Source organism: Pontibacter saemangeumensis (assembly GCF_039541895.1).
In the GTDB taxonomy this organism is placed as follows: Bacteria; Bacteroidota; Bacteroidia; order Cytophagales; family Hymenobacteraceae; genus Pontibacter; species Pontibacter saemangeumensis.
In genome coordinates, this window is sequence record NZ_BAABHC010000029.1 from 833,624 (window position 1) to 848,297 (window position 14,674).

Annotated in this window: 8 protein-coding genes; 3 read left to right on the forward strand and 5 right to left on the reverse strand. The window is 53.3% G+C overall.

Translation table 11 applies throughout. The features are described 5' to 3' along the window. Window positions 1-5: 5 nt before the first annotated feature. On the forward strand, window positions 6-629 hold the full coding sequence (locus ABD920_RS21755; protein WP_345162260.1) for an MEDS domain-containing protein: 624 nt from the start codon (window positions 6-8) through the stop codon (window positions 627-629). 103 nt (window positions 630-732) lie between these two features. Here the strand turns inward: ABD920_RS21755 and ABD920_RS21760 are convergent, their stop codons facing one another. Both ABD920_RS21760 and ABD920_RS21765 read right to left on the reverse strand, forming a co-directional pair. Then, on the reverse strand, window positions 733-1,677 hold the full coding sequence (locus ABD920_RS21760) for a universal stress protein (protein ID WP_345162262.1): 945 nt from the start codon (window positions 1,675-1,677) through the stop codon (window positions 733-735). 333 nt (window positions 1,678-2,010) lie between these two features. Then, entirely contained in the window at window positions 2,011-4,674 is a 2,664-nt protein-coding gene (locus ABD920_RS21765) for an MGH1-like glycoside hydrolase domain-containing protein (protein ID WP_345162265.1), read from the reverse strand. Between the two features lie 1,377 nt (window positions 4,675-6,051). Here ABD920_RS21765 and ABD920_RS21770 point away from each other — a divergent pair. After that, window positions 6,052-9,513, forward strand: coding sequence for a two-component regulator propeller domain-containing protein (locus ABD920_RS21770; RefSeq protein ID WP_345162267.1), 3,462 nt, complete (start codon window positions 6,052-6,054; stop codon window positions 9,511-9,513). 146 nt (window positions 9,514-9,659) lie between these two features. On the opposite strand, the gene ABD920_RS21775 is transcribed toward ABD920_RS21770, so the two are convergent. Further along, complete coding sequence (locus ABD920_RS21775; protein WP_345162269.1) at window positions 9,660-10,916, reverse strand: anthranilate phosphoribosyltransferase; 1,257 nt, start codon at window positions 10,914-10,916, stop codon at window positions 9,660-9,662. A 490-nt stretch (window positions 10,917-11,406) separates the two neighbouring features. Between ABD920_RS21775 and ABD920_RS21780 the strand changes: the two genes are divergently transcribed. Further along, a complete protein-coding gene (locus ABD920_RS21780; RefSeq protein ID WP_345162271.1) occupies window positions 11,407-11,994 on the forward strand; it encodes a dioxygenase family protein in 588 nt (195 codons plus the stop codon). Window positions 11,995-12,207: 213 nt separating this feature from the next. Here ABD920_RS21780 and ABD920_RS21785 read toward each other — a convergent pair whose 3' ends face one another. After that, on the reverse strand, window positions 12,208-12,849 hold the full coding sequence (locus ABD920_RS21785; RefSeq protein ID WP_345162385.1) for a 3-keto-disaccharide hydrolase: 642 nt from the start codon (window positions 12,847-12,849) through the stop codon (window positions 12,208-12,210). Window positions 12,850-13,365: 516 nt separating this feature from the next. Beyond that, the gene (gene hmpA / locus ABD920_RS21790) at window positions 13,366-14,580 is read right to left on the reverse strand and encodes an NO-inducible flavohemoprotein (protein ID WP_345162273.1); all 1,215 of its coding nucleotides are present in this window, start codon (window positions 14,578-14,580) and stop codon (window positions 13,366-13,368) included. Between the last annotated feature and the right edge of the window lie 94 nt (window positions 14,581-14,674).

Below are 14,674 nucleotides of genomic sequence, written 5' to 3' on the forward strand. Positions count from 1 at the left end.
ACTTTATGGACAAAGCGCAAGACTGGCAACATTGTAATTCAGAGACCTTTTGGCGGGAAATAGCCGCCTGTTCACACGTATTACAAATTTACGAGAATGACCAGGCACTCCTGAACCTGCTGGAGGACTTCGTCGTCGGCGGTATCTCGGTCGGCGACTGTGTTATCCTCATCGCCACCGAATGGCATCTGGCTGCATTGGAGAAACGACTGAGGGACCAGGGATTAGATACAAAAACCCTCTATGTGGCCTGTCAGTACATCCCCCTGAATGCCAAGGAAATGTTAGAGAAGTTTATGGTGAACGGCTGGCCTGACGAAGGTCTTTTTGTGGAAGCCATCTCCAGCGTATTCAATCGTATTCGGGACAATAAGCAACAGGTGCGGGCCTTTGGGGAGATGGTGTCCCTGCTATGGGGGCAAGGCAATGGGGCGGCAACCATCCGGCTGGAGCATCTGTGGAACGCCTTCTTCGAAAAGGAAACCTTCTCCCTTCTCTGCGCCTATCCACAGGACAAATTCCCCGACCACGCCACGTCCGCCCTCTCCTGCATTTGCAAGGCCCACTCCAGGATCATCACCAATTCCGGGGAAGCGAGATTTGACCTGGCTTACCAGGACGTGTACTGATCCTTATAACAGGTATTGATCAGGCAGAAAACATCATATTATACAGCTAACCGATCAAAACAGCCTCTTATATCTCCGCTGTTACATGCGTTGCAGTTCAGCCTTATTCCTCGCTAAGCGCCTTTTCTTTTGCGTCTGCGGCTTGCTGCAGCATACCAGGCGGCAGCGACAGCAGCGGCACCAAAGGGTGTGCTGTTATTTTTCCTGTGACACTTTTATCAAGTAGTCTTTCGAAGAGCGTATGCTTTTGCGGAATCAGCACCAGCAGGTCAGCTTGCTGCTCCCTCACGTACTTCTGGATGCCTGCGGCCACATTCTCACTCAGGTCAAAGGAAACATCGTAGTCAATGCCCTGAAAGTTCCTGCTCAGTGTGTCCAAAGCATCCTGTGCCTCAAACTCTTCAAACTGCCGCTGTGTCCGGTACAGGTGCAGTACCTGTAACTTAGCCTGAGTGGCCTTTATAAATTCCCGGAGCAAACGCAGGTCAGCGCCCACAGGCAACTTGTTCAGATCTGCGGCAAACAGCACAGATCGAAGGCCTTTGAACGTGACCCCTTTCGGAAGCGCCAGCACAGGGACATGGCTCACCTGCATAATGGAGATGGTCGTACTGCCAAGTAAAGCCTGGCTCAGCGCTTCCCCTTCCTGCATTCCCATCACCACCAGGTCAGCATTATACTTCCGGATGGCTTGCTTTATCGCCTCGTAGGGGCCACCCATTTTAGCGATGCACGAGATGTTCACACCATCAAAGTCGGAGATTCTTCTGTCAGTAGCGGTGTCGGTTACCAGGCTTGTATGGAGGCAGTAGGTATGCGCCACCACCTCTTTTACTTTGTGTGTGAATTGCTCGAGTTCCCTTCTTTTACCTCCTTCCAGCGCCAGCACTACGTCTGCTGCGTTATAGGATGCGGGGGGAGACATGATCGGGAAAAACGCATGGAACACGATTACATCCGCACTGATCGTTCTGGCCAGTTCCAGCGCGTAGGCTAAAATGTTCTGAGATTCGTCTGAGTAATCGATAGGTACTAGTATGGTCTTCATGGCTGTCAGCATCAAATAAAGGCTCTGCGAGCTTCGCCTGGGTCTTAATCACAGCCAAAGCTACAAAAAGAGCGTCAGGAGAAAGATGCGCTACATCAGCCGCAAGGATGATCCTGATCAGCTTTTCAGGCATGCTGCCACCTGATCAATAGCCTGAAGCAAACATAAAAAAGCAGCTAAGACAAGCCCGTAAAGCAAAAGTACCCGGCTGCCCTATCAGGATAGGATAACCGGGTACTTCTGTTTAAATGGCTCCTTGCGTTCGCGGTATGCAGGCGGTATTTTACTGCACCAAGGTATATAGCAAAGCCGCGGCGGCGGGCACCTGCGTCTCTATTCGCCCACTGCAGCTTCCTGCGGATGGTGCTGCACGCCTGAAGCCGTTCGCTGCTCTTCCATCTCCAGCAGAAGGTTAGCCACTAAGGCCGTCCAGCCGGTTTGGTGAGAGGAACCCAGCCCCTGCCCGGTGTCCCCGTGGAAAAACTCATAGAAGAGGTGATGGTTTTTGAAGTGCTCGTCTTCGGCAAACTGCGCATGGTTGGCATGGTACTGGTATTTCCCGTCGCCGTTCCTTTCAAAAAGCCTCAGCAGCCTTTTCGTCAACTCGTCTGCCACCTGGTTCAGGCTCAGGTTGTTCCCGGATCTGGTCGGGAACTCCACCATGTAGCCATCGCCAAAGTACTTATGGTATTTCCGGAGCGACTGAATGATGAGGTAATTCAGGGGGAGCCAGATGGGGCCGCGCCAGTTAGAGTTACCCCCGAACATCGGGCTGGAACTCTCCCCGGGTTCGTACTGGATGGTGTGTTGGCTGCCGTTGTGCCCGAACTCAAACGGGTGATCCTCGTGGTACTTGGAAAGTGAGCGAAGGCCATAATCCGACAGGAACTCGTCCTCATCCAGCAGCCTTTTCAGGATGTGCACCAGCCGGAACCCGCGCATCACCGAGAACAGGTAATGGCCGTCTTTGCCCTTTTCCTCGATATCAGAAATCAGCTGCCCCAGGTCGGGGCGGGTGCGGGTAATGCTTACTGCCCGAATCTTGAACTCCAGCATCCGGTCGAAGAAGCTACTGTCGATCACCTCTACTGCCAGCAGCGGGATCACCCCTACCAGGGAACGGACTCTCAGCAGTTCACTGGTCCCGTTTTCATATTGAACGGCATCATAATAAAAGTTATCCCGGTCATCCCACAGCGAGATGTCGTTCTTGCCTATATGGTGCATCGCCTTCCCGATGTTCAGGAAGTGCCGGAAGAACTTGGCCGCAGACTCCTCATACGAACGGTTCTGCTGCGCCAGTTCCAACGACATGCGCAGCATGTTCAGCGCATACATGGCCATCCAACTGGTGGCATCAGCCTGTTGCAGCTTTTTGATGCCGTGCGGCAGGTGGCTCCGGTCAAACACCCCGATGTTATCCAGCCCCAGGAAGCCTCCTTCAAACAGGTCGGTGCCATTCACGTCTTTCTGGTTTACCCACCAGGTAAAGTTCATGAGCAGCTTCTGGAAGGCCCGCTCCAGGAAATCCCAGTCAGGCTTGCCTGTTTTTTTCTTGTCCGTCTCATATACCTGCCACACGCCCCAGGCATGCACTGGCGGGTTCACGTCACTGAAGTTCCATTCGTAGGCCGGTATCTGGCCGTTCGGGTGCATATAGTACTCCCTTAGCATCAGTTGCATCTGGTGCTTCGCGAAATCCGGGTCGATGTGAACGAGGGTGGTGGCGTGGAAGGCAAGGTCCCAGGCGGCAAACCAAGGGTACTCCCACTTGTCCGGCATCGAGATGATGTGCCGGCAGGTCAGGTGCTGCCAGTCAAAGTTACGCTTCAGGTTGCGGTGCGGCGGCTGCTCGTGCAGCTCCCCGTAGTGCCACTTGTACATGTCCAGGTAATAGAACTGCTTTGTCCAGAGCATGCCGGCAAAGGCCTTGCGCGCCAGCGTTTGGTGCTCCTGCGGCAGGGCAGCCGGAATGATCGCTCCATAATAGACATCCGTTTCAGCCTTGCGCCGGGCAATTACCTCCTCAAACTCTGTCCAGGGATCGTCTATCGTTTTTTTGCTCAGGCGCACTTTGAAGGTCGCAACGCCGCCCGCCGGGATTTCCTCCTGCTGCCAGATCGCCACTTTCGTGCCCCGCTTCTCCGGGTTAACGGTTGGCGCCCGGTGGATGACGTGGTTGTTGATGCCGTCCTTTACAAAAGGAAAATCATTCTCTTTCTGGTGGACGCGCTGGTTGTTTGTCTCGTTTTCGCAGAATAACTGCTCGCCTTCCTGATGGTACAGGTGAAATTTGCCGTTGCGATCGGAGATTGTCTGCACGCAACCGTCAGACGGCGCCCGCATGTCCGGCCTCGTGTACCTGGCGTTGTGCTTCCAGTAGTTGCGGAACCACAGGTGTGGCAGCACGTGGATAGTGGCGGCTTCCGGCCCGCGGTTATATACCGTGACCTTCATCAGAATATCGGTGGTGTCGGCTTTGGCATATTCAATGAAAATGTCAAAATACCGGTTCTCCCGGAACGCGTCCGTGTCGAGCAGCTCGTACTCCGGCAGGATGCGCCCCCTTTTGTTCTGCTCCAGCAGTTCCTGGTACGGGAACTCCGTCTGCGGGTACTTATATAGAAACTTCGCGTACGAATGGGTTGGCGAGGCATCGAGGTGATAGTACAACTCTTTCACGTCTTCGCCGTGGTTGCCCTGCCCGTTGGTTAAGCCAAAGAGCCGCTCCTTCAGGATGGGGTCTTTCCCGTTCCAGAAAGCGGGCGCCAGGCAGAGGATCTGCTGGTAATCGCATAGGCCGGCAATGCCCTCGTCGCCCCAACGGTAGGCGTTGCTCTGGGCCATGTCATGGGAGATGAAATTCCAGGCGTAGCCATCCGGGCTGTAATCCTCCCGCACGGTCCCCCACTGCCGCTCAGACAGATAGGTTCCCCATTTCTTCCAGGTTCTGTTACTAGTAGACTGAGCCAGCCGCTCTTCTTCTTTATTATGCATTGTGATAGGTGCTGTATAAGGCGCCGGAAAATGATCCGGCATAATGGCAAATATGTTTAATGATTTTTCCTGTTGTAAAGTGCAGCCTTGCTAGGCAAAAGCGTAAACAACGGAGAAAAAAGTATTTGAGGTGTGAAACAGCGCGTGCTTCTTTACGTCAGGATATGATGAGTGGCCCAAGTGGGATTTAAAAGACAGGGTTCTGAAGCCCCAGCGGGTGGAGCGGTTGTAATTTTTCTTCTTGCGTAAGGAGAACAAGCCCCTGTCCGCTCTGCTAAAGAGCACATCTGAATTGTATTCTGACAACTGTAACTAATTATTAAAACGGTTTAACTACACCATACGTGGCTCTGCTAAAACCGGTACAAAAAATAAATATTGGCCGGCCCTCTTCAGGATATACAGATGATTCAGACTGCCTTACGAAAGCGCTTGCATGCGTCGTCTGGCAAAGATAAAGGATAGTTGCCGTTGTTAAATACTTTCCATTAAAATATAAATTATAGCAGCCCCGGTTGCAAAGGCGCTTTTGGCCGAAACACTTATTTTAGCCTGAAATAACCTTTAACCAGCGAAGAGCTAAACTGAACATTTGGAAGCTACTCTATCCTGGTGCTTCCTATATGGCCACTCTGTCATCCTACATTGCTGTTCAAGAACTTGCATCAAATCCAGAGGCCAAATTTATAATACGCCTCCATTCTACTGGATATAGATATGCGGTGGATGACCTCTCAAACCAAAAAGCCAGGTGAATGCTTCAGCTATATGGCGTAGGCTACTCTTTTGGGAAGCAGCCATCACCCCACCCGTTCATCAAAAAGGGTGGCGACTTTCTATCAATCTTGAAGATCTTTTTATTCTTGCCAGCCTTCGGTTTCTTGCTGGCATTGATCCCTTTAGCTGCTTGGAACATATATAAATTATACAGGAGCAATCCCCTATGCAACATAACCAGTAGTTCATCCCGATCCCAGTGCTGCGCCGCAAGGAAAAGGAGGTCATAACGGGCGTCGCTTCCTGTACTTAACTGCCTTTCATACGTACTATATAGTACTCCATAAATGCCATATACCTGAAAGCCCATGGCAGGCGCCATGACTTATGCTCAGCTGCAAAATCATCATTCAGTGATTTGCTGGTGGAGAGTTAAACAAGGAAGTATATGGAAATATGCGCCGATCTTCCGGTCAGGCCGGAGGTGCGGGCAGATAGGGGTATGTTGCGCCGGAGCAGGAGGCATTGGGAGAGATGCCCATATCCGCAACCGGATCCCCTTGAGTGCTGCGATTGGGAATGTAAGAAACCGTTCCAGAGACTGATAGACGATGAAGTAACATACTGCGCTATGCTTTTGCCTTTCCGGGCAGTTAAACCATGGAAGTCCGTTTATATATTAAATTCTTACTCAGTCTTTTCCTCCTGATTGCCAGTAGTGGTTTTGCCCAGATCCAGAAGGTTAGGTTTAACCTGGTTGAGGGGATGAACGGCGTGACAGTCGGAAAGATTACCGGCATCACCCAGGACCCGCAGGGGTATATGTGGCTCTCTGACCAAACCCAGACATGCATCACCCGGTTCGACGGGTACCGCATGACAAGCTTCCGGCACGACCCGTCAAACCCAAATTCGCTCGGGGGCACTTACCCCGAATGTATACAGGCTGATTCTGCGGGAGTCATCTGGATTGGCTTTTATGGCATGGGGCTCGACCGGTTTGACCCGGCCACCGGCACCTTCACCCACTACCGCCATCACCCTGATGACCCGTATAGCCTAAGCAACGACAGCGTTACGGCCATTCTGATAGATCACAAAGGCATTGTATGGGTAGGAAACTATGGAGGGCTTGATCGCCTGGACCCTGAAACAGGCACGTTTACGCACTACCGCCACAATGCCAGGGACAAAACCAGCCTGAGCCATAACCGGATCCGGTCCCTGTACGAAGACCGCTCCGGCACGCTTTGGGTTGGCACGGGCGTCCCGTTTGATTTAGACCAGCCGAATGCGGGAGGGCTGAACAGGCTCGATAGAAAAACCGGGACATTTACCCGCTACCTGCATGTCCCCAACGACTCCAGCAGCCTCATCAACAACAAGGTGAGGGCTATCTTTGAGGACAGCAGGGGCACTTTCTGGGTGGGGACAGCCGGCGACGGGTTGCACACCATGGACCGGGAAAAAGGCACGTTTACCCGCCATCGGTTCGATCCGGCAAAGCCGGACCAGTTAAGCCGCGCACCTGTTCAGGCGGAAAGTCACTTCGACCATATAACCTTTATTGCAGAAGATGGCGCCGGAGCCATCTGGATCGGGACCTTCCAGGAAGGCATCAGTCGCCTGGACCCCGTCACGCAGAAAATGACACACTACCACGACAAGGCAGAAGGCGAAAAAAAGTTTCCGGACAACAGCGGATGGGTGAGTTACACCTCCAGGGACGGCATTTTGTGGATTAGCACCCAATTGAACAACCTGTACCGGATAAATCCTTCCCATAAAGAAATACCACACATAGGTTTGGAAACAAAGGTGAACTCTTTCATAGAGGAAGCACCGGGCGTTTTTTGGATGGGTTCAGAGACAGGCATCATCCGTTATGACCGGGACAGTAACAGCATCACAAGACATTTCCTGGATACGCTGCAGCCTGTTAGCCTGATGAGTAACTGGATATACAACATTTACCGTGGCCGCTCCGGTAAATTCTGGGTATCCTCCGAAAGCGGACTGAACCGTTTTGATCCTGAAACGGGCATGTTCTCCCGGTTTCGCCATGACCCGGCCAACAATGGCAGTATCAGCAAAGGCGGTGTCGGGACTGTGAAGGAGGACATGGAAGGCATTTACTGGGTGGCCACACAATTTGGGCTGGACAGGCTGGATCTGAAAACCAACACCTTCAAACACTTCCGGCACAACCAGGCCGATTCCGCCAGCCTGAGCAACAATCTTGTCACCGATATATATGAAGATAAGTTTGGAGAATTATGGGTAGGAACCTGGTTTGGTGGCGGCCTGAACCTGATGGACAAGGAAAAGGGCAAATTTGAAAGGTTCCTGCACGGCTCTAACATCACTTCGATCTTTGAAGATGCACAAGGCACGCTTTGGGTGGGCACTGAAATCGGGCTATACCGGAAAGCCCCTCATCTGAAAGAGTTTTCCGTCTTTTTGGGTCCGGCTGCTGAAATGGGCACGGCGAATATCGTTGCGATGGTGGAAGACAACGACAGAAACCTCTGGGTTGCCACTTATTCAGGTCTGTTCAGGCTGAACCCCGAACGGAATGAAGTAAGCAGCTTCGGCAAAAGACACGGGATTGACGCGAACAGGCTCAGTTACAATGCCGGGTTCAGGACCAGCCGAGGAGAGCTTCTTTTCGGTGATTACACGGGTTTTTATGCTTTCTTCCCTGATCAGATCACGGTTAATTCCAAACCTCCAGAAATCTTATTCACAGATTTCAAGATCGCCGACCAACCCGTGAAACCAGGAGAAGGGGAGCCGCTCCGGGAACCGGTGGCGCTAGCCAAGAAGATAGCCCTTCGCCATAATCAGAATATTTTTTCCTTCTACTTTGTCGGCATCCATTACAGCAACCCGGAGGAGAACCGTCATTTTTATAAGCTGGACGGGTATGACAATGCCTGGCGGGAGGCCGGTACCGAGAAAACCGCTTACTATTTCAACGTGCCGGACGGGCAGTATCTTTTCCGGGTAAAAGCCGTCAGCAGCGAGGGGCTGTGGGCGGAGAAAACGGTAAAGCTGATCATCTCCCCTCCGTGGTGGAGCACCTGGTGGGCCTACGGGTTGTATGTGCTCATCTTTGGGAGTATGCTCTGGGGGTTCATCCAGTTTCGGTCGCGCCAGCTGCGCATCGAAAAGCGCCTGCTGGAGCACAAGATAACGCTCCGGACAGCAGAAGTCTTACGACAGAAAGAAGAAATCGCGGCCCAGCGTGACCATCTGGGCAATACACTGGATATCCTGAAATCCACCCAGGCCCAGTTGATCCAATCCGAAAAGATGGCCTCGCTGGGCGAACTCACCGCCGGCATTGCCCATGAGATCCAGAACCCGCTCAATTTTGTCAATAACTTTTCCGAAGTGAGTTCGGAACTCCTTGAAGAGCTAAAGCAGGAGGCCAGGGCTAATCATCCAGGTGAGGTGCTGGCCATCGCCATGAGCCTGGAGCAGAACCTCCAGAAGATCCACCAGCATGGCCAGCGGGCTGACAGCATTGTAAAGAACATGCTGCAGCACTCCCGCCACCATACCGGGGAAAGACAGCTGACGGACCTCAATAACTTGGCAGACGAATGCATGCGCCTTTCCTACTATGGCATACGGGCCAAAGAGAAGGATTTTAACTGCACCCTCGAAACCTCCCTTGACCAGAAGCTGGAGAAAGTGGAGGTGGCACCGCAGGAACTGGGGCGGGTACTGCTCAACCTCTTCAACAACGCCTTTGATGCTGTGCAGCAAAAGCAGCGGACAGCCCCTGCGGGATATAAGCCAAAGGTGAGGGTAAGCACGGGAAGCCAGAACGGGAACGCGGTGATCAAGGTGTGGGACAATGGCCCCGGCATAACGACTCACGTGAAAAGCAAGATTTTCCAGCCCTTCTTCACCACCAAGCCCACCGGACAGGGCACTGGACTTGGCCTTTCGCTGAGTTATGATATTGTCACGAAAGGGCACAGAGGAGAGCTGACAGTGGCCACAGAGGAGGGAGAATGGACGGAGTTCACTGTTTCACTTCCCTATATGCCAGTAGAAGAATTACCCGCAGCCTCTACAGCTGCTCCCCCTCCTGCCACGGTACCCTCTTAAGCCCTGCCCCCCCAGAGGAGGCGGTCCAGTGATATACTTTAGCTTATATCCCAACATTCCCCGACCTGGCTGCGTGGATCCTGGACATAGTCCAGAATAACAATCCACCAATCGCCACTGTCGGGGTTTAACTATGATATGACTGATCAGGCAGTCTCAGGTGAGTAGTTCCTGATCCACGCCAGCCCTTGCTTATATAGGGCTGTGGCCAGGTTCACCCTTTTGTCAAAGTCTTCGTTGCCGGTAAAGCCCTGGCTAATGAACTGGCGGATAAGCCGGATGTTGGCTTCCGCAGTCGGGTTCTGTACCACTTCATCTGTTCCGGCTCTGTAAGCACTGAAGGCTTCGTGGGATGCCTCAAACGACTGCGTCAGGAAAGAACCGTCCTGCTGCCGGACAGCGCAGGTTATGCCACTCGCCTTCGCAATAGACGGTGCTAAAGTACCCTCCAGCCCTCTTTTTAAAACAATCACCCCTGAAAAGCCCGCCATACCCGCCAGGGTAATCATCTTCTCTATATAGGTTATATGGAAAACCGAGGTAACCAGGATACTTGCTTTGCAGGGGTTCAGCACCTTCTCCAGTGTCGCCAGAAACGGGCGCTTGAAGATCAGCCTCCTCCTGTCTACCCATCGGTCTAAGGCCGGGGAAAGCAGCCGCTGGTCCAGCGCCCACCCGAATTCCGGTGCCGGTTGTGCCACATCAGGGCTTTGCTGCATAAACTCCGCCCCCAGTTCCTGGTATATCTCCAGCGTGTTCAGGGCGTATTTCGGCCCCGCTGACCTCCCCATGGTGACGACAACGGGGAACCCGGCCTGCTGGAACACCTGCGCCAGTAGAGGCGTGATCATATAGGAATGCTCAACTCCGTCGAACGGCTCTGCCAGTTGTATCACCGCTTCCCTCGCGGGCAGGGCATCGCGGAAGCCGGGGCTGTAGGTGGAGACGGCCGCTTCCAGCAGGCCCTGGTATTCCTCATCCGTTTCGTAGCGCATCCGTAGCATGCTGGCAGCCATTCCCCTGAAGGTTTCCCCGGCTGCGTCTGAGAAGAGGAACCTGCCGAGGGTCCGTGCCTCAGCGGTGTTGAGGTGCTGCTTACCGAGTAGTTTTACCCCTATCGCTTTCATGTCATCGGGCGCATCTGCGCAGAGGCTGTCATATAGGCGTGCTGTTTCCCCGCCATTCCCGAGAAGGAGCCGTTGCTCTTCTACCGTCGGCTCTTTCGCAAGCAGCGAGCCGTAGAAAGCGCCCTTTTGGATCGGAACTTCATCTTCTGCTGACAGGTAAGTCAGAATGGCCTCTATCTGATCTACGGGCAGCGGTTTGCTGCCATGCTTCCCGATGCCGATAACTTTTATTCCCTGCAGCAAAGGATTGTCGGGCACTATATATGAATTTTTCATTAGTAATAAGCTAGAAAGGGGCTAACATCTATCACGAACGCAACATGTATGCTATCGTCATTGAACAGTGTAAACTGACATGCACAAAACATTTATGATACACCTGTTGTGTCAGCGCCATATATGTATTCCGCATGATATGAAGTTATAGCGTCAGAGCTGAGAAAAAAACAGGCGGGCTATATACCATACAAAAGGAGTTGAAGAGGACGCCCGTAAAGAGGATGCTCCCTTAGTTTAGAGTATTATCAAAGGCGAGATCTCTGTTTAAAAGTGGCCTTCCATTTTCAGGAAAGCTGCCTCACCTGGCCACAGCGAAACACTCTATTGGGGCTGTTTTCTGCCGTGCCAGATTACTTACCGAGCCGGAAGGGTGAACGCCGCCGTACTCCTCGGCCATATGAGCGCCCTAACGCTACTCCCCTTACGCACAGATTTTTACACAGCCAAGAACTCCCTTATCCCGTTCACGTTAACAATAAAAACGACTATGGATTCAACAAGACGTACATTCATCGTATTAGTGGCTTCACTGCCGTTGATGGGGTTCCTGGCAAGATATACGAAAACCGAACCGGCCAGTTTACCGCCCACCCCGTCCTGTGATGACCATGACGAACCGACACCGAGACAAACCGAAGGCCCTTACTTTAAGCCTGCTTCGCCGGAACGCAGCAGCCTGCTGCAACCAGGCCTGAACGGCACGAAGCTGATCCTGGCGGGCCAGGTGCTGAACACTGACTGCCAGCCGGTCGCCAAAGCCCTGCTGGACTGGTGGCACTGCGATAGCGAGGGCAACTACGACAATGACGGCTATACCCTGCGGGGCCACCAGTACACCGATAAGCAGGGGAACTTCCGGCTGGAGACCATTGTGCCCGGTTTATATCCTGGCCGTACCCGCCATATACACGTGAAGGTGCAGGCACCGGGCCAACCTGTCCTGACCACGCAATTATACTTCCCGGAGGAGGCGCAGAACCAAGGGGATGGTATTTTCAATGAGGTGCTGGTCATGAAAACACAAAAGAAAGCGGATTACCTGGGGGCGGGCTATACCTTTGTTTTGAAGGCCTGATACACTGGTTCAGCCCTTGCCGCCAGAACCCGAATCGGGCACCGGTATATAAACTGCTGCTGCCGGGCGATCAGCCACGCTGGTTCGGAGAAAACTGGAAAGGGTATCTCCCCCTGCAGTGAGCCACCCGGAGCGCTGCATATGCCAGAAGCGGTCTCTAACCGCTTATCCCCATACCTTCTTTTGGCAGGTATGGGGACAAACATTTATTAGTTAGGGCAATGGTTTCACCATAATGTCCTTGAAATACACCTTGCTATCCGGGTCGTGCCCCTGCAAGGCAAAAGTGCCGCTGGAGATAACCTTGCCCTTTGCATCGGCCGGGCGCTCCACATTCTCAGGCTCTGTGTACTCCACCACCGTTTTGTCGTTGAGCTTCACCGTGACTTTATTTCCCTGCACAATGATATGTTGGGTATACCATTCATTGTCCGGCACATGCACCTCCTTCACATCGTCATATGAATAAACGCTGCCTGTCCGCCGCCAGTCTGACTGTGAGTTGTTGACCTGCACCTCGTGCCCCTTCGCTGGCCAGCCTTCTTCCTGATACGCTGTATGGAAGAAGATGCCGGAGTTTGAGCCTGGCGTGGTCATCACCTGGGCCTTGAACTCAAAGTTGTCAAACTCGTGGTTCATAACCGGACCCTCATAAAACAGGTGCGCCCGCGGCCCGTTCACCACGATCATACCGTCCTCTACCTTAAACGTTTCCGGGTTCTCGCTGGCTTTCCAGCCTGTCAGGGTTTTCCCGTCGAACAGGGAAATCCAACCGTCCGGCATTTTTCCGGAATTCGTGGTGGTACATGCCACTGCCACAAAGAGCGCAAGGCAGCAGAAAATCAAGTGCTTCATCATATGTCTAAATTTAGTGTGGTTTTCAGAATGCTGTTATCAGCTGTACATACTCCCCTGTGGTGTTACCGGTTGCCTCCTTTTCATCCAATCCCCTAATGGCTTCCGCCCATCTGTAGGAGCAGGTTTTACCCTAGTTGCCTCAATAATTGCTGGCAGGAGGTAATATACTATTTCCTGACCATATTGCCCGCGGCTATTCCTGATCTCTGCTTCAGTTTATTCGCGGGCCCGAATGGCCCCTGCAAAAGCGCGCGCACCTGTAGCCTTACCGTGAAGGGGGTACAAGAGGATCGTTTTGGCTTTGAAGCGGAACCCTTCACTGCTTGCTGAAAGCATTATCACCGGGCGCAAGCCCTGCTTCCGGTCTACGTGCAGCACACGGGCATCTCCTGAAAAGAAAACCTGCCCAGTCTTCCTCCTTGCAGAAGGGGCCTGGGCAGGTTTGGTTTATATCAATTTATGGGAGGAGGTTCGGGTGCCTGTCAGCAAATAACAGACACCAAGAAGACCTTTTTAAGAGAGCACCAGGTTGGCGGGCCCGAACTCCTCGTAATGGATCGCCTCGCCGCTGACTCCCATGGCAGAAAGATCTTTGAACTGCTTTTTGATAAAGGCCGCCGGCCCGCATATATAATAATCAGCGTCCCGCAGCATCGCCTGCTCTTTCAGCTTGTCCAGCTCCACAATCCCTTCATAATAGCCCTCCACCTGCATTTCCTCATCCAGGGAGTCGTAGAAAATATGCTTTTTCAGCGTGCCGTGCTGTGCCTCGAGTGTGGTGAGCGGCTCCCGGAAGGCATGCACTTTCCTGTTGCGGCAACCGTGCACCCAGACAATCTCCCTGTCGCTGTTGGTGCTGGTCAGGTACTCCAGCATGCTGAGCAACGGCGTCTGCCCGATGCCGCCGCTGATGAACACCACCGGCGTCTGCTTCCCGGTGTTCAGGAAGAAGTCCCCGGCTGGGGGCGCCACCTCCACCACGTCGCCCACCTGCACCGCATCATGCAGCCTGTTGCTGATCATGCCGTTGGGGTGCTTGGTGGTCCCCTTTTCCTTTTTCACCGAGATCCTGTAATAGGCACCGTTCGGGGCGCTCGAGAGGCTGTACTGGCGGGGCTGGAACAGGTTCATCTCCGGCAGAAACAGCCGGACACTGATGTACTGACCGGGCAGGAAGTCCGCCACCTTGCCGCCGTCGGCGGGGTACAGGTAGAAGGAGGTGATCTCCTCCGACTCCTGCTTTTTCTGCTTCACAAGGAAAGGGCGCCACCCGGTCCAGCCGCCCTCCTTCGCCACGGAGTCGCTGTACAGCTTCATCTCCAGGCCCGTCATCAGGTCAGCCAACTGCTGGTAGGCCACTGCCCACGCCGCCAGCAGTTCGGCGGTGGCGCCATCGCCCAATACCTCGCTGATGGAGGCCAGCAGGTGCCTGCCCACAATGCCATAGTGCTCCGGGCGGATGTCCAGGCTCATATGCTTGTGCCCGATCTTGGTTACTGCCGCGAGCAGGACAGACGGGTCTTCTATGTTCTCTGCATAGGCAAGCACGGCCATGGCCAGCGACAGCTGCTGTTTCCCGCTCCCCTGGTTGCCCATGTTAAACACGTTCTTCAGCTCGGGGTTGTGCGTGAACATGCGGTTGTAAAAATGAGTGGTCAAGGCCACCCCGTGCTCCCGCAGTACCGGCACCGTGGCCTTAATCAGTTCTTTTTGCTTTGTTGTAATCATCAATGTATCAAATTAATCCACCTCAAAGTTCGAACATAGAAGCAGAGAAAAAAATGACCTGTGTCACTCCTGAACATCAGCGCCTCCTGAGCGC

Bases quoted from the DNA above. Each gene is read 5' to 3' on its own strand.
- ABD920_RS21755 (WP_345162260.1), top strand. From the start codon at position 6: ATGGACAAAGCGCAAGACTGGCAACATTGTAATTCAGAGACCTTTTGG.
- ABD920_RS21760 (WP_345162262.1), bottom strand. From the start codon at position 1,677: ATGAAGACCATACTAGTACCTATCGATTACTCAGACGAATCTCAGAAC.
- ABD920_RS21765 (WP_345162265.1), bottom strand. From the start codon at position 4,674: ATGCATAATAAAGAAGAAGAGCGGCTGGCTCAGTCTACTAGTAACAGA.
- ABD920_RS21770 (WP_345162267.1), top strand. From the start codon at position 6,052: ATGGAAGTCCGTTTATATATTAAATTCTTACTCAGTCTTTTCCTCCTG.
- ABD920_RS21775 (WP_345162269.1), bottom strand. From the start codon at position 10,916: ATGAAAAATTCATATATAGTGCCCGACAATCCTTTGCTGCAGGGAATA.
- ABD920_RS21780 (WP_345162271.1), top strand. From the start codon at position 11,407: ATGGATTCAACAAGACGTACATTCATCGTATTAGTGGCTTCACTGCCG.
- ABD920_RS21785 (WP_345162385.1), bottom strand. From the start codon at position 12,849: ATGAAGCACTTGATTTTCTGCTGCCTTGCGCTCTTTGTGGCAGTGGCA.
- hmpA (WP_345162273.1), bottom strand. From the start codon at position 14,580: ATGATTACAACAAAGCAAAAAGAACTGATTAAGGCCACGGTGCCGGTA.